The organism is Bradyrhizobium sp. T-1 (assembly GCF_053592855.1).
In genome coordinates this window covers 5,293,223-5,313,246 of sequence record NZ_CM132115.1, presented here as the reverse complement: position 1 = coordinate 5,313,246, position 20,024 = coordinate 5,293,223, and the positions used below count along the sequence as shown (strand labels likewise).

Genomic DNA, 20,024 nt, shown 5'->3' with positions numbered 1-20,024 from the left:
CGCTTGAGCGACAATGGCAAGCCTCGGCAGCGCCACGCCCTGTCAAGCGGCACTGTCAGCATTCCGTCGCTGGCAAGACGTCTCATTCGTCGAGCGAAGGCGATGCGATCGATTCTTTCGAATCGCAACGCGGGACAAGACCACGACGGTCCTTCCGGCAATTGGCACAGTCCGGCGAGACGCGGCTTTGCGATTGTGTTCTTCACATTCGTCGTGTGTGGAGGGTGGGCCGCCATGGCGTCGATCGATGGTGCAGTGGTGGCCACCGGCTCGGTTGTTGTAGAGAGCGACAGGAAAGCCGTGCAGCACCTCGAGGGTGGCATCGTCCAGAGCCTGATGGTGACTGGAGACGCCCACGTCGTAGAAGGGCAAGTCCTGCTACGGCTCGATTCAACCCAGGAACGGGCAAAAGAGGAGATCGCGCGCTCGACCGTCTATTCGGCCGTCGCCGAGGAGGCGCGGCTGCAGGCCGAAGCCGAGGGACGCGACGACGTCGTGTTTCCTGCCGAACTGGTCCAGAAGACCTCGGATCCATCGGCACAACGCGCAATGGGAGATCAGAAGAGGCGTTTCGACGAGCGCCGCGCTGCGCGAAAGATCGAGATATCGATCCTTGATGAGCGCATTGCGCAGGCGCAGCGCCAGATCCAGGCAAGCGATGCGCAGAGCAGGGCCTCGCGCGCGCAATACGACAGCGTGAGCGCGGAATACGCCAAGCTCAAGCCGCTCGCCGATCAGGGAATCGTTGCGTTCGCACGCGTCGCCACTCTGGAACGCAGCAAGGCCGAGCTCGATGGAAAGGTCGGCGCTTACGAGGCCGACATGGCCCGCTATGGGCGCGTCATCGACGAGTCGCGACTGCAGATCAACCAGGTCGGACAGAAGGTCCTGGAGGAAGCGACTGCCAAGCTCGCTGAGACAAGGGCGCAACTTGCCGATGCGCGGGAGAAGCTGCGAGTCGCCTCCGACGTTCTCGCCCGCATGGAGCTGCATGCGCCGCGCTCTGGACGTATCGTGAATTTGAAGGTCCATACGGTCGGTGCCGTGATCAAGCCCGGCGAAGTGCTGATGGAGGTCGTGCCCGACAACGATGTGCTCGTGGTTGCGGCGAAGGTGTCGTCTCTCGACATTAATCATGTCCAGGTTGGTTTGCCCACCGAGATCCGGCTTCCCTCATTCAAGGCGCGTTCGACCCCGATTGCCGTCGGCGAAGTTCTTTCAATCGCAGCCGACGCCGTTCGGGACGAAGCGACGCATCAGCCATATTATGAGGTCAAGGTCTCGGTTCAGGTGGCGCAATTCCCGGAGAAGCTGCGTGAGAAGCTCAAGCCCGGGATGCTAGCCGATGTTCTGATTGCTACCGGCGAACGCACTGTGCTGGCGTATCTGACGCAGCCGATGACGGATGCGATACGACGCGGTATGCGGGAGAACTAGTTTTCCCCAAGGAAGGAGTGGAGCAAGCGGGCCGCCTCTGCGGTCAGATGGGGCGATGCTCAGGAGCCGGGCCAGCCGCAGGCTGTCGCGAGCTTGCCGCGAACGAAATCGAGGCCGGTCAATTGAAACGTGCTTTCGTATGGCGGCGCCTTTCCTGCGTAGACCCTGATCATGAGCCGGCCGTCCTGCGGCATTGACCGCAACAGGCGAACGACGTCGCCCTGAAAGGCAAGTCCTCGGCCTCCATCCGCGGCGCGCCAGCGCTGCTCGACGGATGGCTCGCCGTCGACCTGGTACGCGACCTTCGCGTCGCCCTCTACAGGCGGGGTCCAGGACGGCGAGGCGGCTATCATCAAATCGGTACGACCGGCGCGACAACGGATGGTGATCGAGGTGGGAGCATCCTTTGTCGTAGGGTGTCCCATAACCTGCGCCGTGATCTGCGGCTTGTAGTCCACGGGCGATGTCGTCTCGCTGATGATCCAGTTCTGCGCTCGAGGTGACGGCGGGGTGGTTGGTCCCGCCGCCTCGCCGAGCGACTCATCGACACATTTCAGGCGTTCCATTCCTTCCAGCCGGGCACATTTCTTCAACCGGTCCGTGGCATCACCCGCTCGTGCGCAAGTCGGCACGCCCAGGATTGCCAATGCGATCAAAGCCAGGGCGGCCACGCTGTTCATCGTGACAGCCCGACCGTCGCGCCCGGCGCGCGATCGAGCCATTCCTGCGCGGGGCCGAACCGGGCGAGGCCGGGTACGTTGGCGCGGAGGCTCACGTCCTTCCATTTCGAATCGAATCCGGGCGACTGCAACCGGTCGAGCCGGCTGAACAAGTGATCCACGAAGCGGGCCATGCGCGCGTAGCGGTCGGACTGCTTCGGCCAATTATAGCCCGCCAGGATAGTGGGGACCGCGATGGTCGAGATGCGCGTGCCTTTCGGGACGAGGCTCGGATAGTCCGCGGAGTCGATCGCGGAGGGAAGATAATAGTCCTCGAATCGCGAATCGTACTCCACGGGCAGGAACTTGAATCCGGGCTCCCAACGCCCCTTCAGGAAAGCGTCGATCGGCTTCGATGTGATGAATACGACGGCTGCGATCTCCCCGCTCTTCATCTGCTGCAATGCGACCTGATGAGGGATGAACATCTTGTCGACATTCAACCCCAGTCGGCTGAAGATCAGAGGACCGGAGTATGCGGCTGCCGTGCCCTGCGTGTTGAAATTCACCTTCTTTCCCTTGAGGTCTTCGAGCGAGTTGATCTCGGGGCGCACAAAGACATGCAGTTCGGCCGGAAATAGATTGAGAATGTAGACGATGCGCCGATCAATCGACGGGACCTGAACTTTGTATTCGTCGAGGGCGTCCGTGTTGATGATTGCCGCATCGACGCCCCGCAGATAGAGCAGCGAATTGACGTTCTCCGTCGCGCCTGTCGTCACGATTGGGATGATGTGGAGCTTGTCGTCCTCGTTGGCGACGCGGGCAATCTCTGCTGCAAGTCGCAGTGGAGCTCCCTCGATGAGACCGCCTGCGAGCCCCACGGTCCAGGCATTGATGCGCTCTTTTGCGATCATGTCGGCGTTCTTCGCCGGCGCTGCGGCTTGCGTCGCGGGTGTCCGGACTGACTGGGCGTTCGCCGCCATTTGCAGTCCGAGCAGCGCCGATGCAATTGCGAGTGCCAACCTGATCATGGACATGGATCGTTCTCCGTCGTCTGGCTGCTTGGAGAGCCGGTGCGGCTCTATTTCAGCGTCTTGATGCGCTCCTCTGCATCGTCAATGCCGCCTGCCTTTGCTCTTTGATACAAATCGCGCGCCTTGTCCCGATCGCCCGCGACTCCGCGCGCGTGCCAAGATTCCAGCACGGGCGGATCGTAAGTCTCCGCAAGCATGAAAGCGGCCTGCGCGCTGCCATGTGCGAGAGCTAGCTCGAGCAACTGGCGGGCGCTGCTGATGTCGACCTGCCGCAGCAATGCATTCGCCCGAGCAAGCAGCCTCTGCTCGTCTCCGAGGGCGAGGGGCGTCGCGCTCGCCGAGGCGGAGCGCTCCGATGCCGGAGCGTCCTTCGTACCGCGATCCGCGGACGGGACGGGAGTCGTTGGTTGTGCCTGCAATATCGATGAGCCAGATTGCGAGCGAGGTTGTGAGTTGGGAGTGACCGTCCGGGCGGCGTCTTGCTCGCGCGAGCGAGGCCCGCCCTTACCATCGGAAGGGCGCTCACGCTGCTGGGAGGTCTGTTCCGGCGACCTTGTCGCGGGCGAATCTATTGCCGCAGGTTTTCTGTTCGCTTGTTCGATCCGAGCCCTTGTCAGCGCAAGCTCCCGTGCGAGACCGTCGGCGCGCTGGCGCTCACTGGCGAGTTCATCGCTCTGTTTGGCAGCCGTCGCGTTGAGTTCCGTGACCCTCAGGATCTCGGCATAGGCGGCGGCGAGGCCCGCGGACCGCTCTTCGACCTCCTTCCGCGCCGAGGCCAGTTCGCGAAGCAGAGCTTCGCCCCTGTTCCTCTCTCTGACCAATTCCTCCTTGTTCCTTGCCTCGGCCGCATCGACGGCCCGCGTGGCCTGCTCGGCGGTGGAACGCGCGTCATCACGTTGCTTCGCCAGCGATGTTGTTTCGCCTGCGAGCGCATTGGCTCTGTCTCGTTGTACGCCAAGCTCGCGTTCCAGCGTCTGTCTCTGCTCGGCCTCGGCGCTGCTGGCTTGCAGATGCGCGCGTCGTGCGGCGTCAAATTCCGCTTGGACCGAGGCGAGTCGATTCACGGCGGAATCTGCCCGGTCGCGTTGCTGCGCCAGTGCGTTCTCCAGGGCGAGCTTCGCCTCGGAGCTTGCTTTCGCCGCATCTGGTGCCTCGGTTCGTGTTGTGTTAGCCGCCGTCCGCAGGGCATCCAGTTCGGTGGACGCTGCATCCGCCTTGTCGCGTTGCAGCTTCAATTCCTGCTTCAGTGCTTCGTTTCGCGTGGCTTCGGCAGCGGCTGCCTTCGAGGCGTCGGTCGTCGCCGTCCGGGCGGCTTCGAGCTCGACCTTAAGGGAGGTCTGCTCAGTCACGAGCGCCGCGAAGTTGTCGCGTTGCTGCTTCAGTTCAGACTTAAGCACTTCTTTCTGCGCAACCTCGGCGCCAAGAGCGTTTGTAGCGTCCGTGGCGGCGCTACGCGCGATATCGAGGTCCGATCGCAGCGCCGCGACCTCTGCCGCGGCGCGCTCTGCGTCGCTTCCAGGTGCAGCGGTCGGCTCTTGTTTGGGTTCTGCGGGGAAGACCTGCATCGCCTTTGAAGCTGCGATCCGGGTTGCGTCGAGCTCCGCCCTGAGGAACGAGAGGTCCCGCGTCAGATTGTTCACCTTGTCGCGTTCCAGCTCGAGCGCGTGGGTCTGCCTGATCCCCAGCTCGATGGCGCCGATCGCGTGCTCGCGCTCGAGCTTGACGGCATTGAGCTCTGCCCGGACATTTGCGAGCTCGCGCGCGAGCCTCTCTGCTCGGTCGCGCTCCTGTTCAATCGCCTGGCTCTGTCCGATCCGTTCGGCTTCAACTGCCGTAAAGCCGAGTTCGATATCGTCACGTGAGCCTCCATGCGCAAATCCTACAAGGAGTGTCAGGATGAAGGTCGTCGCAACGGCGGTCCGCGCGACATCTCCGCCAAGTGATCCGCCCTGTCGGACAGGACGTGGGACGCCGCTTGGCGAGACTATCGTCTTGTGCGCAATTGCCTGCAACCTCATCGTGACGGCTCAGATTGGCTAGGCTCCGTATCGTCGGCGTCATCAATGACACCGCTTTGGTTGGCGCTCTGTCGATGTGGCAATGTAGGTAGCCACTAAGAAGTAACGGCGCCTCGCTCGGGGAATAAAGTAGATTGTCCGCACTGCTGCTGAGGGTTTCTTGACCAGCGCAGCCGCGCGCAACAGATTGAGGCGGGTCAACGAGACCCTCCGTGTTCCGCACATTCAGGGGAAGACAGCATGAACAGAACAGTCATCGTTTTCGCCAGTGTGGCCTTTACAGGCGCGTTTCTGGTAAACGCCATCCAGACAAGCCACGCTTCTCAGGCCGGCAGCGCCAAGCTCAACGCCAATGCCAAGATGGTGGTCAGTCCCAAGCGGGTGCAGTCGCACAGACTCGTCGTCCAGGTCGACGTCAATGATCCGGCGATTATGAACCTTGCACTGAATAACGTCAGCAACACTGTTCAACACTATTCGGAAATTGGACAGAAGGTTGAAGTCGAGCTGGTGGCGTTCGGACCGGGGCTGCACATGCTACGAGACGATACCTCGCCGGTGAAGGCACGCATCAAGTCCATGAGCGAGACCATGCCCGAAGTCGCGTTCTCCGCATGCGGAAATACCAAGGAGAATATGGCAAGGGTCGAGGCAAAGGAGATTCCTCTCATCTCGCAAGCGAAGGTCACCAAATCCGGCGTGGTCCGGCTGATGGAGCTACAGGAGCAGGGCTGGAGTTACCTGCGCCCCTAAAGCGGTGCCCGCTGGCGCGTCGATGTGTTGTGTTTGCGAGGTGTGAAATCCAGAACGGAGGACGCATCGACATGGACATCCGGCCGTGCCGCAATGTTCTTCTTGCGGCTCGGCACCAATAGCCCAAAGACCCCGGGCAGCAGTCGCAGATGGCGTGAGATGAAGACGGCCATGGCGATGTGCCAGACGATCAAGGCGGCCGAGCTGGCGATCGCAGCGCCGGTCAATCCAAGCCAGTAGATGAATGCGACGCTGGCCAGGATGTTGCCCGCCGCGCTCATGACCAGCAGAACGGCCGCCGCCCGCTCATGCTCGGTCATCGTCATAATGAGCAGCAGGGAACCGAACGCGGCTGCGACCACTTGCCCCAGGAGGAGGATGTGCAGGGCAGGGACGCCTGTCACGAAATCCGCGCCGAACCAGGAGAGAAGCGGCTCGGCCATGATGGCCAATCCGAGCGCAATGGCCAACGCGGCAAAGAGGGTCCATAAAGCGGCCCTGGTCACGAGTGCCTGCAGGGTCGTTCGATCGTTCCCCGTGAAGAGGCTTGAGATCGTCGGGGCGAACAGTGTGTTGATCGCCGTGCGGGGCAATGCCACCAGGAACGCAATGTTGAAGACGAGGCTGTATATTCCGGCCTCCCTGGTTTCTCCGAACCAGCCGAGCAGCACCACGCCGGCGCGGTTGAGGAGCGCTTCTGCCCCCGCGATGATCATGAACGGCACGGCGGTCTGGCGCCAGCTTGCGGGTTCATATTGAGCGTCAGCAGTCCTGATTGAGTCCGGACACAATCGACGAACAGCTTGGCTTGCGAGCACTAGTCCGAAGACGGCGCCGGCAACGGACGCCAACATGATTCCCCGCGCATCGACCTGCGATCCGAGCAAAGGACCGGCCACGACGACAATAATCACAAGCAGCCCGTCCCGCACCACGCGGTCGGGTATCAGTGCCGGCACAACCCCGCCGAAAGCCCGGACGACCGAGCAGCGTATCCATAACAGCGCCAGTATGGGGATCAGAAGGAAGCCAACCAGAAAGGTTCTTTTCAGTTCCGTCGGGAACGGGCTGGGCCAGATGTCGATGATGGCCGCTCCGACGAATGCAACCAGAAGGCTTACCGCAAGTGAACGTCGTTCGGCGTATTGGATAACACCCCGTGCAAGGCTGCTCGCTGCCAAGGTCTGATACACGGACACGAAGCGCAGCAATGCGATGTCGAAGCCGAGCGCGCAGAAATAGGCGAGAATGGTTATCCAGGCGATGACATAGGCGTAGACGCCGTAAGTGTGAGCGCCGACAATTCTGGCTAGCAAGAGCTGCGAGCACGCGGTTACGCCAGCGCTGGCGACATAGATCGAAAATGCCGCAGCTCCCCCGACGACCACTCGCCTGATCCGTGCGCTGCCGGCGCCTCGCTCATGCATGTTCATTTTCTTGTCCTTGCAGTGCCAGTTCTATCGAGTGCTCCGAGATCCGGGTCGAAAATAGTTGAGATTAACGAGGAGTGGCCTGAGATATCCGCTCCAACATGTGCCGGCTTGGTCGCGGCGCGCTTGCGTTGCTCGACCATGCTAACGATCTGTCGTTCCATCTGCTCGACGGCCGCGGCAAGAGACGGTTGGTTGACCGAGGAGATGCTCACGACATTTCGGCCTTTCCTGCACAGCAAGTCGTGCAGGAGATCGACGACGTTGCGTGAACTGAGGCTAGTTTCCAGGTCCAGCTCAAGCAGTCTTTCGACCTTGCTCCCGAGATCATGTCGGTCGCGGAGCCGCTCTTCGAGCAGTTTGGCCGGAGCGTCGAGACGTATCAGCAGGTCCGGTTCGGGGACGAGATCCAGCGCATACGAGATCAATGCCTCGTCTGCGATGCCGCAAAGGAGTGTCAGGGAGCAAATGGCCTGGACGAACGCTTGATCGAACAAGACGATGCGCGCAATCGCGGATTTGCGATACCATGCGTGCGACAGCCTGGACATGTATTGCAGCAGTCTGAGCGAGGAGAGCGCGTTGGAGGGCGGAAGAACCTTGATCAGATTCAACGCTGTCCTGAGATCGCGGGACAGCCCTCGCGGCCGAACCAACATGGATGCCAGCTCCGTGGGCGGACGCGTCAAGCGCCGTACCGCGAACGCTATCTTACGAAGGGCCGTCGACGGTTTGGGGCTCTCGCTCGGCGAACGCTCCGCCGGTCGGTGACTCAGTACGAGGTCCACGGTGTAATTGTGTTCACGCAGACGCGCTGCAAGAGTACGTGCAAGAGTGGTCTTGCCGGCGCCTGGAGGGCCGAAAAACTCGATGATCATATTCGAATCCGGACAATTGCTTTGTTTTATCGCTCTCACTAAAGCAGTCGCCACACCTCCTTCTTCACCGCGCGAATGACGTCGGGCAGGGGCTGTTGGGCATCGATGGAAACGACGCGCGCGCCGGAAAATGCCAGTCGCGGGATCGCCGCGATACGCTGCTTGATCACGGACGGATCCATGTCGGGTTCGCGTCGAGCGCAAACCTCGGGCGGAACGACCAGCTTGATCACAATGTCCGGTGGAAGGCGCTGGGCAAGCGAATAGGAGTTGGCCTCAAATCGACGCAGCCATTGCGGGATGCCGATAAGGCGCGGCATCAGCGGACCTTCATTGAAACCGGCGATCTCGTTCTGCGGGTATCGATCTGTGACCACGACAAGGCCACGACGGGCTCCGCGATGCGCTGTCGACAGCTTGATCCGCTTTTCGATGGCCGTCGCCGTCGCCCAGATCGTCATGAGCGCACTGTACAATCGGCCCGGGGGACGATCTGATATCTTGCCATGCGATGAGCCTTTGGGCTTGGTCTTGAACAGGGGCGTGATCAGCGGCACCATCAATTTGAGGGGCCATAATATGAGGGAAGGGCGTCCTGCCCCGGTCCCGAAGTAGATCGGAATGACATCCATCTCCTCGCCGAGCCACTGCCGAATGGTCGCGACGATGGTTGATTTCCCGCTGCCGTCGACGCCGATGACGGCCACAACGTGCCCGCCGCCGGGGGCCCGGCGGCTCCACGGCCGGGGGATGCAGAGAAGACGCTTGTTCAGGTGGCCAGCGAGGAGCTGCGCGACGCGTATCATCGTCCGCAGTCCGGCCTCGAGATCGTTGTAGATTCGATGCGGCGCGAAGTGTCGTCGGAGTAGCCGGCGCAAATGTCGCTGATGCTCCAGCTCGGGTTGGCAATAGAGAGCATCGGCGACCGCGTCAGCCAACTCGCCGCCCAGCAGTTCGGCGGCTCGTCTTCTGAGTGCCGTGCGAGGAATTCGGTCGGCGAGTTCCGCGCGATCACGCGCAAATTTGTGCGTCATTGCCTGCCAGTTGCGGAGCACGACCGGATCCGATCGCCTCAGCTCTAAGCACCCACGTACAATCAGCAGCAATGCCTCGTCCACGGGCTCCAACATGCGGATCAGCAGCCCCGGATGAACAATCGCTCGCCTCGCCAGGGCCTCTTCCCACGGCAGATGGTAGTTTTTGAGCAAGCTGGTGCCCGCGACCAGTCGGATGTGCAGATGAAGATGCACGATCCGGCCACTTGGTTCGTCGTATCCGAGATAGCTCGAGAGAGCCGGATGGTCGCGACAGGCGACGGCGGGAAAGAGCTTGAGGCCGCGCTCGAGCAGGATCGCCTGGGCGCGGTGCTGATCCCGTTGTGCGACAAGCAGATCGACGTCTCCCTCGCCGGTCAGAGCGCGGTGGAGTCGATTGCTACTCTTCCAGTAGAAGTAGGTGATGTTGTACCGATCAAACTCACTCAGGACCATGAGCACCAGCGGCAAAATCGTGTTCTCGGCAGCTTGACCAGCCGTCGGGTCGGTCCTGTGCAGGGCATCCTGTCTCATCCTTAGTGCCCTTTCCGCCCGAATGATCTTGCAATGTCCAGCGCTTGAAATCCGATCTCCTGCATCCAATGATGCAAGCTGGAAATGGGCGCGAGACATCTTGCAACAAGGCCGGCGCGGGGCGCGCCCCGGGAGCCGGCGACGAATTCGCTGGTGTCTCCATAGCGGTATTGCGCATGTCTCTTGAGATCGACCTGAGTGACGATCGCCGCCGCAAAATCAGCGCGCTCGTTCTCGAGGCGCCCACCGTTGCGAAGCAGTTCTAGGGCGTTCTGAGCGAACTCCCGCCTCGTGCTCCCCCATTTGACGACGAAGAGAAGATTGTCGGCGATCGACGGGAGTAATCGCGCCTCGACGGTTGCGAAGACAGGCGGACCATCGATGATGATGCCATCGTAACGTTCGCGTAGTTGGCGAATGAGGTCGCCCAACTGTTCAACGGTAGTCATGGGGTCGAGCCGGTGGCAGGGTATTCTGACGTAGTCGAAGCCGGCATGCGGAATGTGCCTGATCGAGTCCGCCAGCGACCGGGTTTGCAGACCGACAATTCGTCGCTCGCCGGCGTTGTCGAATTCTGCTGCTTGCTTGCCTTTGTGATGGTCGATTGCGATCAGGAGCGCACGTCGCCCGAGGAGGCCGACATAAGCCGCGAGGCCTCGAGCGAGCGTAGTTTTCCCCTCGCGGGCAATGCTGGAACTGATCAAGACCACTTTCGTGTGACCTGGCTCACCCAGCCGCAACGCCGCAACTGCGGACCGCAGTCCTTCCGCGTACGGGGAAAATGGTTCCGTTCGAAGGTAATTGACGGAGTGGTTCAGTTGCTTTGGCGGTATTCGGGGGACTAGGCCGATACAGGCAAGTTCGAACGCCTCGGTGACTTCCTTCTCGCTGCGCAGCCCGCTGTCGAGGCGCTCCAGGATGAGAGCTACGAAGCCTCCGCAAATCAAGGAGACGATCAAGGCGGGGAGCATGAACAGGATCGGATTCGGCGAGCTCGGCCGAGACGGCGGAGACGCTAGCGAGAGAATGCTTACATCCGGATTGACGAGTTCTTCCTGTTCGCGGATCTCCTTCTGTCGCTGAAGAAGACTTGCGTAGAGTTGCGCGCTGGCGGCGGTCCGGCGCTCGAGCTCACGTGGATCGAGGTCGGCTTCCTGCTCCTCGGTTGCGGCGCTGCGGCTCGCATCGGAGCGCCGCTGAATTGCCTTATGCAGTGCCGCGCTGGTCCGCTCGATATCGCCCTTGACCGTCGCAATACGTTGCTCCAGACGAGCTAGTTCGCCGGTAGTGTAGGCTCGTTGCTGCTCGGCATTGCTCTGGACGTAGAGTTCGACGATCCGATTGACGATGTCGGCTGCCCGCTCGGGAGTCGTCCACTGGAAGGTTACGTTGATGATGCGCGAGCGGCGTTCCTGAAGGACTTGCAGGCGGCGCTGAAGATCGTCGAATTTCAGGCCAGCGCCGGCTCGCTTGTGATGGAGGAGCGGTCCAATCCAGACGCCCAGCCGGCGCTCGAGTTCCTTCAGGCCCAGCGACCCGGGCTCGCTCGTCTGGGGTTCAGCCGGAGCCGGAGTGACGGCCGGATCCGCTTCGGGGTCGGGTGTCAGTCCGCGAAAGCGTGGATCGTTCCGAAAGCTGTCGAGAACGTGTCGCAAGTGATACGGAGAGGTCAGCATTGTGACCTGAGTATCCACGGCCTGCTGGAGCGCTTCGGGGCTGAGGGACGCCGAGCCTTGAACCTGAACGAGCTGTGCAGTTGCGGTATATTTGGGCGCAATCAGCAGCCCGGTGACGCCCGCCAGGATTGTTCCCACGCCCGCGACCGTCAGAATGAGCCTGCTTCTGCGACGCAGGATTCCAATGACCTGCCGGAACCCTACTTCGGGAGAGATCTTCGGCCGGTCTTCTTGCCGCTGGTCCTCGAACTGGGGTCCCAATGGTATACGGTCGGCGATAAGGCCGGCTTTATCCATCAACTGCATCGGTACCTCCATTCCAGCGTCATACGCGTAGTCGGATTGAGCCCGGGCCCTGTCTTCTCGCGCCATGTTCGAAGCCGAGCCGCGGGCGCGAAAAGAGGGGGCTGGCCCTGCGAGCATGGCCGCGTAGCCCTTTGCCTGCCGGGGACGATTGTCGCTGGCCGGTCGCGATCGGCTCCGCGACCAGGCAGATGGCGATCACAAACCAGAAGATCGGATGCCGAAGCAGGAAGGTCGCGATCGCGTAAATGCAGAGACCGCACAGCAGGGCCGGCAGCCCCGCTTGACCGCTTCGGTACGCGGACCAGAAAGCCGATGCCACGAGCCCGACGAAGCTCAAGACGAGAAGAAGCCCGCCCTGGGTAAAGAGATCGAGCATCGTATTGTGCGCCTCGAAGTTCGGCACAAAGGAGGGCTTGGGGTGTTCGACAAACTCGGGATGCGCCATGTTCATCTGTCGCGAAGCGACGATCGACTGCGGAATTTCGAGATGCGGACCAGGGCCCAGGCCCAACGACCCCGACTCGAGCCCTCGCCGGATCGCCTGTTCCCAAAGCTCAAATCGCAGTTCGGTCTTCTCCCGGGTTTGCTCCGGGTTTTCACGTGCCATCGACTTGGCCAGGTCTCTGGCTTCGACTGCGATCGAATAGGCCAGTGGCGCGATCGAAATCACGATCAAGGGCAAAGCCAGCGCGATCAGCCAGGCGAATGACGAGCGGAAGCTGGTCTGCATCCGCGAGAACAGCCATGTGCGGCATTTGAATGCCACAAAGATCGGTCCGGCAAGCACAAGAATGAGCGTGAACGAGTCGCTACCTGTGAGCCGACCGGCGTAGGTAGGGATGATGGCGCAGGCAAGCGCGCCGATCCTGGCGCCAGTCGTAGTGACCGTTTCCGCAAGATGAAGCGACAGAAATCCAAGCACCATGCAGAGCACTGCGAGTTGGTGCGGATTCGACGACCATCCCCGGAATTGGTCCCACCACAACGGATCGACCGATGGGAGATCGTAGAATCCCCAGGCGTCGGCCAGCTGTGCGGCGATCACGGGACTGCCCAATCCGCAGAGAAGCCAGGTGATCCGACGTAGCCGCGCTCCGGGATCAGACCCGACCAAGCTCAGGCAGCTGACGGCAGCCAGCAGAGGATAAGCCATGACGTCATGCAGGAACCACTCGGGATCATGCTCGTCGCCGATCATCTTTGCAGTCAGTGTTCCGAGGCTTTGTGCAAGCACAAACAGCGACCAGAACAGAAGCAGCCGCGACAGCGCCGGCGTCAGGTGAAAACGGAGGAGGGTTGCCTCGCGGCCGAGCACGAGGGTCACCCAGACGAAAAGACAAAGTTCGCCTGGTCCGACCGGCAAGCCCGCGAGCCGCAATTGGGAGGCGGGCGTCAGCAGCAGCCCAAATGCGAACAAAAGGTCCAGGATCATCGACGTGCCTCGCGCCCCGTCGATCGATTCCGCAACCGGCGCTCGATCGACGAGCGCGGTCTTTGAGCGACGGTCGGAAACGTCGCGATGGTTCGCAGGAGTTCGGATCTCGCATCTGCAGCCCGGCGGCTCGCAGAGCGGCCGCCCGGCCGGAGTATTTCGCTGCTGCTTTGCTTTCGGGCGGCTTTCATCGGACGTCAATTCATTCGGTTCAGGGCGATCGGGTTGCGATTGCGGCGCAGGAACGCTGCCTGCAATTCCGGCGAGCCGGCGAGGGTCCAGTCTCCATTCTGCGGTCCCCAGCTGTAGGCAAAGTCAAAAACGGGCGCTGGGATGAGCGCGTCCCAGCGGGCCAATATCTGCTGCATCTGATTTGCGGTCGGCAGCACGTATCGGCCACCGCCGTCATTGATCCAGCGGCCGCCGCCAAAAGTCTGATACACAGGGATCATCTTGTCGCGTGGCACTCCCTCGGCCTCGGCCGCGGCGACATAGCGATCGATCTGGTGGTAGTCGCAGCCGTTCAGTTCCGTCCGGCAGGGGTAGGGGTCGATGCCATATAGATCGACGTGCGAGCTGGCCGGGTTGTAGGTGTCCTTGAACGACGGCGCGCGTGACGACGTCATCGTCATGAGCAGGATGAAGGTTTTTGCGCCGGGCACATTGGCATGGATCCAGTCCGATTCCGCCTTCAGGTTGTCGGCCGTGCAAAGCGGAAAGTGCTGTCCGGTTGGATCCGGATCGTCCATCAAATAGAAACCGAACAGTTTCGCGTGACCGATGAACGGACGTACCGACTCTACGAATTTGGCATCCGCGCCCTTGCATTGACCGACCCAGACCAGGCCTCTGACGCCGTCAGGCAGAGAGTCCATCTGCGCCAGGCTGCTGACGTCCGCCAGATTGAAACCGGCGACACCGGGAAGATAGTTGCCGGCCGAGTCGAAATTTCCGTTGGAGGCGAAATGCAGCGTGGTCGTGGCCTCAGCGCGCGTGGGAGTATCGAACACCAGGCCTTGCAGGAGCAACGCACTGGCCGCCAACAGTGCCGCCGCCGCGAGCCAAATAGCAGCGCGAGAACGACTCCCTAGAGGACGCATGTATCCTCCTTGGTTGCCGCTGCGCGCCCTCGGTCGGCGAACCGAGCAGGGAGCGCGCGATCAATTAACTGCCTGTAGAGAGCGGCATGCTGGTCGACAACGGTCGCGAGCGAGAATTCCCTCCTGACATACTCGGCGGCGCGACCGGCCATGACCAGGCCCTTCTCGCGATTGGCGAGCAAGTGAAGAATCTTTGCGGCCAGCACGGGCGGCGCTCCCGGGGGCACCAGCAAGCCATTCCATCCATCGCGGATCACTTCGGCGCATCCCGGCATGGTCGTGGTCACCGTCGGCACACCGGCGAGTGCGGCCTCGAGGAGAACCCGCGGTACGCCTTCACGGTACTCAGTCGGAAACGCGAATACATTCGCGAGCCTGAACAGGGCTGGAATGTCTGATCTCGGCCCGATTGCCTTCACGTAGGGCGCATGCTGGTCGATCTCGGCTTGCGTGATGGCGAGAGGACCTTCGGAGTCGCGCGGTCCGACAAGCAGGAAGCGTACATTCGGGCGCACCGCATGCACGCGGGCAGCCGCCTCGAGCAGGGCCGGAATGCCCTTCTGTCTGGTCATCCGCGTCACGGTGATCACGACTTCGGCGTCGCCTAGCCCAAGCTCGTTGCGAAGCTGTGCTGGTGATGGTCCCGAATTCAGCGCCCGGTCGAAGCCCTCGACGTCGACGCCGGCTCCTCGGATCAGAACGGGCATCTTTCCGGCCATGCCGTGACGCTCGAAGAACGCGCGGTCGTCACCGATCTCGAAGACGGTAGCGGCGGCGGTGCGGGCCGCGAGCTTGTGGAGTGCGCGATAGACCGGACGCAGCGATAAGGCGAGGGGAGAGCGAGACGAATAGAGAAACGCACGTCCGTTAATTGTACGAATGGCCAGCACGCCAGGGGCGCTTCGCGCAGCCAAAGGCAGGAATATCGAGGGTTTGGTATCGAAGCTTTGCGCGAGATCCGGCTGCTCTTCGATCAAGATCTTCGCAAGGCGTTTGATGGCCGCCAAATCGGCCCGCGGATTTACGAACCGGTTGAACTGGAACTTCCGATAACGGATGCCTGCTCTTACAAATGGAGCCGGGTCGCCGCTGGCGACGGCCGTTATGCGGAAGCCGCGGTCGCGCAGCGCACACATCGCCGGAAGGCGAAGATGATGATCTTCGCCTCCGATATAGAGCAGATGGGGCTCCAGCGGACCGCGTTGGTCCTCCGGCGTTTCGCTTCCATCGTCCAAGAAGCGTGAGACGTATCTGCGATCGCCGTCCAGCCCTGGTTTCAACATTCGCAAAACTCCCGCATTCGATATCGCCCCACGTCTTGGCAAATGTCGACAGCCCGTCGGCCAAGACAGGATCATCCGTTGGATCGCAGCTCACTTGAACGATGTGGCGCTCGTCGATTGATCGGAAACCGCAAACCGGTATCCGTTCAAAAAGTGCCAACACGCTCAAGAAGGCGCGAATTTCACCATGCAACCGAGAGAGTTGTCTGCAAATCCACTATTATCACGGCGAGTTCGCGATCGTATCTGAATAAAGGGGTAACTACACGATCGCTCGCGCAATCGGCGACGGTCCGGATCGATGCTGAGCGAGGATCATCGCGCGCGGGAATGCGTTGGTTGTGCGGCGCGTGGCGAAGGAGGTTTGATAAGACGTTATTCCGTCGGTCCATGGCTGGCAGATGGGGTGCGTGATGCAGCTCCTGCGCTTCCACTACCCCTTTTGGATTAACTCTATAGCTTGCATCTAGCGGCGGCCGATCTTCTACCCCGTTCCGCCGCGTGCGAGCCTGTCGGTGACGCCACCTCGGTGTGGGCTGCCGAGCTTCGGAGCTACCTATTCGGAAGTAGTGAAATTGCACATGTACTGCGTTTTTGCTGCGCGGGTATCTCGTAAGCAGGGTTAGAGTTGCGGCCTCAGCGCACGTGTTGGCTTGAAAGCGAAGTCGCCTTCTTCTGTTGGTCGCAGGCTCGATCAAAGGCCGCCTCCCGTGCGTCAGCAGTGAGTGCTCTCCTTGACGTTTGTCGCGTAAGATGTTGGCGGACCACATGCGGGATATCCGAGAAATCGCATCGCCAGAACAATCGGGGTGCTTCGCGCTCGTGTTGCTGCTCAGATTGCACGGCATTGCAGCCGAAGAGGAGCAGCTCCGGCATCGTTTAGGCACCCGTCAGATCGGGGTGACGGAGATGGTGCGATGCGCGAAAGCCTTCGGCCTCAAGGCGCGAACGATCAGAACCGGTTGGGCTCGTCTTGGGCGCATACCCTTGCCGGGGATCGCCGTGCTTAATCAAGGCGGCTTCCTCCTGGTTGGCAAGGCGGACGGGGACGAGGTCCTGGTTCAGTGTCCCTCGGAGCCCCGTCCGCGCAAACTCAGTCGTGCCGAATTCGAGGCGCTTTGGGACGGTCGCGTGGTCTTGATGGCGCGTAGGGCGTCCCTTTCCGATCTGTCTCGCCGATTTGACGTCACCTGGTTTCTTGGCGCCATCCGGAAATATCGCCACCTGCTCGGAGAGGTGCTGCTCGCCTCCTTCTTCCTGCAGGTATTCGCCCTCGTTAGTCCGCTGTTCTTTCAGGTGGTCATCGACAAGGTGCTCGTCCATCGCGGAATTAGCACGCTCGAGGTGTTGGTGATCGGACTGGCTGTGATCGCAGTTTTCGAAACCATTCTGGGTGGATTACGAACTTATCTGTTTTCTCATACGACAAACCGGATCGACGTCGAGCTCGGCGCGCGGCTCTACCGCCATCTCGCGTCGTTGCCGCTGATGTATTTCCAGACGCGTCGCGTGGGCGACTCGGTCGCCCGCGTTCAGGAGCTGGAGAACATCCGGAGCTTTCTGACGAGCTCGGCGCTGACCTTCATCATCGATTTCATGTTCACCGTGGTGTTCATCGCGGTGATGTTCGTATACTCGCCGATGCTCACGCTGATCGTTCTGGGAGCGTTTCCGTTCTACGTCGGCATTTCGATCGTTGCGACACCGCTATTCCGCCAACGGCTGGATGAAAAGTTCCGGCGCGGCGCTGAAAATCAGGCCTTCCTGGTCGAGAGCATAACCGGCGTACAAACGCTGAAGGCCCTGGCCGTTGAGCCGCAAATGAACAGGCGCTGGGAGGAGCAGCTTGCCGCCTATGTTTCCGCAAGCTTTCGCGTCGTGAGCCTTGGAAACCTGGCAAGTCAGGCGGTGCAATTGGTGAGCCATCTGGTCATGGTTGCAATCCTGTTCTTCGGCGCGAAGCTGGTGATCGAAGGTCACTTGACCGTTGGCGAATTGGTGGCCTTCAATATGCTGGCAAATCGCGTCAACATGCCGGTCTTGCGTATCGCCCAGATCTGGCAGGACTTCCATCAGGTCCGCCTGTCGATCGAGCGATTGGGGGATATTCTCAATACTCGGCCGGAGCCGGCTATCGGCTTGGGCAGGGCCATCCTTCCGGCGATTCGAGGCGCCGTGACATTCGACCATGTCGGATTTCGATATCGCCTTGATGGTCCGGAAACGCTGCACGACATCAGCTTCCACGTTTCGGCCGGCGAGGTCGTTGGCATCGTGGGACCATCGGGCTCGGGCAAGAGTACCCTGACCAAACTCATCGAGCGGCTGTACGTACCGGAAACCGGCCGGGTTCTCATCGATGGCGTCGACCTGGCCATGACAGATGCCGCCTGGTTGCGACGTCAGGTGGGGGTCGTCCTGCAGGAGGACGTGCTTTTCAATCGAACCGTGGCCGAGAACATTGCGCTTGCTGACCCCGCCATGCCGATGCAACGCATCATTGATGCGGCAACGCTTGCCGGCGCACACGAGTTCATACTCGAGCTTTCCGAAGGCTACGATACCATCGTGGGAGAACGCGGCTGCAGCCTTTCCGGCGGCCAACGGCAGCGCATCGCGATTGCGCGGGCGCTGGTCAATGATCCTCGCATCTTGATTTTCGATGAGGCGACCAGCGCGCTCGATTATGAGAGCGAACGCATCATTCAGGACAACATGAAGCACATTTGTGAGAGGCGCACCGTCTTTATCATTGCCCACCGGCTTTCTACGGTGCGTCGAGCAGATCGGATCATCACCATCGAGCGCGGGCGGATCGTCGAGGACGGTACCCACGATGAGTTGATCCGCTCGAACGGGCGCTACGCGAACTTGCATTTGCTGCAGGCAGGGATCAATGACCATCGCTAGACGCATCGTTCAATTCCCAAATCGGTCCCGGCGCGAGGAGGAGACCGCCTTTCTCCCGGCTGCGCTGGAGGTGCTCGAGAGGCCGCCGTCGCCGATCGGCCGCGCCACCGGTATGATCATCATCTTGCTGTTTTGCGCCGCCTTGGCCTGGGCCTCGCTCTCCAAGGTGGATGTTGTCGCGACCGCATCGGGCAAGGTCGTGGTGAATGGCCGGACCAAAGTCATCCAGCCCGCGGAAACGGGGGTGGTGCGTGCGATCCGCGTCAGGGACGGCACGATGGTCAGGGCGGGTGACGTGCTGATCGAACTGGATCCCACAATCACGGCCGCTGAACTCGATCACGTGAAGAGCGACCTGCTTGCCGCCCAGCTTGACACCGCCAGGTTGCGCGCGGCGCTGGTGCCCGGCGATCCCATTGCCGAGTTCGTTCCTCCAGCAGGAGCCAGCGGTCAGATGGTTGACCTGCAGCGCCAGTTCTTGGCCAGCCAGATGGCGGAGCAAGCGACGAAGCTGTCGGAGCTCGACAGACAGTTGGCACAGAAGAAAGCGGAGAGCGAAACAATCGCGGCGACGATATCGAAACTCGATGCAACGATCCCCCTTCTCGAGGAGCGCGTGAACGTTCGCAAATATCTCTACGACAAAGCGATCGGGTCCAAGATCATCTATCTTACCGAAGCTCAGGAATTGGTTGGCCAGCAGCATGACGTTCTGGTCCAGCAGAGCCGGCTCCACGAAGCCGAGGCGGCCACGGCGAGTCTGGCGCAGGCCAGATCCAAAGCGGAAGCGGAGTTTCGGCGTGCGCTCTATGATGATCTGTCCAAGGCCGAACAGCGGGCCGCCGGTCTCGCTCAGGATTTGATCAAGGCGGAGCAACGGGCGAGACTGCAAATCCTCACCGCGCCGGTCGACGGGGTGGTGCAGCAGCTCGCGGTACACACGATCGGTGGGGTGGTCACGCCGGCGCAAACATTGGCGGCCGTCGTTTCGTTGAATCCGGACTTCGAGGTCGAGGCTCTTGTGTCGAACCGTGATATTGGCTTTGTCGTTCCGGGACAATCCGTCGCAATCAAGATTGATACGTTCAATTTTACGCGCTATGGCCTGCTGAACGGTCGGGTGCTCAGCATCTCGCGGGATGCGATCATACGTGATCGGCGTGAGGACGGTGCGAGGGATCAGGCCGGCGGAACGGAGATTGCGTCCAGCGAGCCGAAAGGGCAGGAGTTGAACTATGCGGCTCGCGTCAGCCTCGACCGTACCTCGATGGAGGTCGAGGGCCGGACCGTTCAGCTCTCGCCCGGAATGGCGGTGACCGTCGAGATCAGGACGGGGTCGCGGCGAATCATCAGCTATCTGCTCTCGCCGTTGATGCGCTACAATCAGGAAGTATTGCGGGAGAGATAGCGGCGAGGCCGCTTTGAGGATGGAAGAGCGAGCTTTCTGGGCCGGCCTCTAGCGAGACCTGACGATGGAGGGCCGCGTTGCGACGATCGTCATTCGGATGCGTCTCGCGGCAGCAAACCAGGGTCGGAA

Annotated in this window: 14 protein-coding genes; 4 read left to right on the top strand and 10 right to left on the bottom strand. The window is 61.2% G+C overall.

Annotated features, from left to right (window positions below):
• The first annotated feature begins 102 nt into the window (after window positions 1–102).
• Complete coding sequence (locus ACWAT4_RS25730; protein ID WP_449728379.1) at window positions 103–1,437, top strand: HlyD family type I secretion periplasmic adaptor subunit; 1,335 nt, start codon at window positions 103–105, stop codon at window positions 1,435–1,437.
• 59 nt (window positions 1,438–1,496) lie between these two features.
• On the opposite strand, the gene ACWAT4_RS25725 is transcribed toward ACWAT4_RS25730, so the two are convergent.
• Genes ACWAT4_RS25725 through ACWAT4_RS25715 form a run of 3 tightly spaced genes read right to left on the bottom strand, consistent with a single transcriptional unit; the run spans window position 1,497 to window position 5,151 of the window.
• Window positions 1,497–2,117 carry a type VI secretion system-associated protein TagO gene (locus tag ACWAT4_RS25725; protein ID WP_212300687.1) on the bottom strand — a complete coding sequence of 207 codons (621 nt, stop codon included), beginning with the start codon at window positions 2,115–2,117 and terminating at the stop codon, window positions 1,497–1,499.
• The gene (locus ACWAT4_RS25720; RefSeq protein WP_212300688.1) at window positions 2,114–3,136 is read right to left on the bottom strand and encodes a TAXI family TRAP transporter solute-binding subunit; all 1,023 of its coding nucleotides are present in this window, start codon (window positions 3,134–3,136) and stop codon (window positions 2,114–2,116) included. The genes ACWAT4_RS25725 and ACWAT4_RS25720 overlap by 4 nt, the downstream gene beginning before the upstream one ends.
• Before the next feature lie 44 nt (window positions 3,137–3,180).
• Complete coding sequence (locus tag ACWAT4_RS25715; RefSeq protein WP_449728378.1) at window positions 3,181–5,151, bottom strand: coiled-coil domain-containing protein; 1,971 nt, start codon at window positions 5,149–5,151, stop codon at window positions 3,181–3,183.
• A 240-nt stretch (window positions 5,152–5,391) separates the two neighbouring features.
• On the opposite strand from ACWAT4_RS25715, the gene ACWAT4_RS25710 reads away from it, so the two are divergent.
• Window positions 5,392–5,904, top strand: a complete 513-nt coding sequence (locus tag ACWAT4_RS25710) for a DsrE family protein (protein ID WP_212300690.1) — start codon at window positions 5,392–5,394, stop codon at window positions 5,902–5,904.
• Here ACWAT4_RS25710 and ACWAT4_RS25705 read toward each other — a convergent pair.
• From ACWAT4_RS25705 to ACWAT4_RS25675, 7 genes are all read right to left on the bottom strand, one after another.
• The gene (locus ACWAT4_RS25705; protein ID WP_249154305.1) at window positions 5,901–7,337 is read right to left on the bottom strand and encodes a lipopolysaccharide biosynthesis protein; all 1,437 of its coding nucleotides are present in this window, start codon (window positions 7,335–7,337) and stop codon (window positions 5,901–5,903) included. The genes ACWAT4_RS25710 and ACWAT4_RS25705 overlap by 4 nt on opposite strands.
• A complete protein-coding gene (locus tag ACWAT4_RS25700; RefSeq protein ID WP_212425581.1) occupies window positions 7,334–8,212 on the bottom strand; it encodes an AAA family ATPase in 879 nt (292 codons plus the stop codon). Before ACWAT4_RS25700 ends, ACWAT4_RS25705 begins: the two co-directional genes overlap by 4 nt.
• Before the next feature lie 38 nt (window positions 8,213–8,250).
• Complete coding sequence (locus ACWAT4_RS25695) at window positions 8,251–9,780, bottom strand: hypothetical protein (RefSeq protein WP_449728377.1); 1,530 nt, start codon at window positions 9,778–9,780, stop codon at window positions 8,251–8,253.
• Window positions 9,781–9,782: 2 nt separating this feature from the next.
• A complete protein-coding gene (locus tag ACWAT4_RS25690; protein WP_449728376.1) occupies window positions 9,783–11,762 on the bottom strand; it encodes a GumC family protein in 1,980 nt (659 codons plus the stop codon).
• Between the two features lie 19 nt (window positions 11,763–11,781).
• Entirely contained in the window at window positions 11,782–13,194 is a 1,413-nt protein-coding gene (locus ACWAT4_RS25685) for an O-antigen ligase family protein (RefSeq protein ID WP_212425584.1), read from the bottom strand.
• A gap of 197 nt (window positions 13,195–13,391) precedes the next feature.
• On the bottom strand, window positions 13,392–14,237 hold the full coding sequence (locus tag ACWAT4_RS25680; RefSeq protein ID WP_249154306.1) for a hypothetical protein: 846 nt from the start codon (window positions 14,235–14,237) through the stop codon (window positions 13,392–13,394).
• A gap of 44 nt (window positions 14,238–14,281) precedes the next feature.
• A complete protein-coding gene (locus ACWAT4_RS25675; protein WP_449731262.1) occupies window positions 14,282–15,430 on the bottom strand; it encodes a glycosyltransferase in 1,149 nt (382 codons plus the stop codon).
• Between the two features lie 915 nt (window positions 15,431–16,345).
• On the opposite strand from ACWAT4_RS25675, the gene ACWAT4_RS25670 reads away from it, so the two are divergent.
• Window positions 16,346–18,487 (top strand): type I secretion system permease/ATPase, encoded by a 2,142-nt coding sequence (locus ACWAT4_RS25670; RefSeq protein WP_449728375.1) that lies wholly within the window; start codon window positions 16,346–16,348, stop codon window positions 18,485–18,487.
• Between the two features lie 112 nt (window positions 18,488–18,599).
• Entirely contained in the window at window positions 18,600–19,895 is a 1,296-nt protein-coding gene (locus ACWAT4_RS25665; RefSeq protein ID WP_449728373.1) for an HlyD family type I secretion periplasmic adaptor subunit, read from the top strand.
• Window positions 19,896–20,024: the final 129 nt, after the last annotated feature.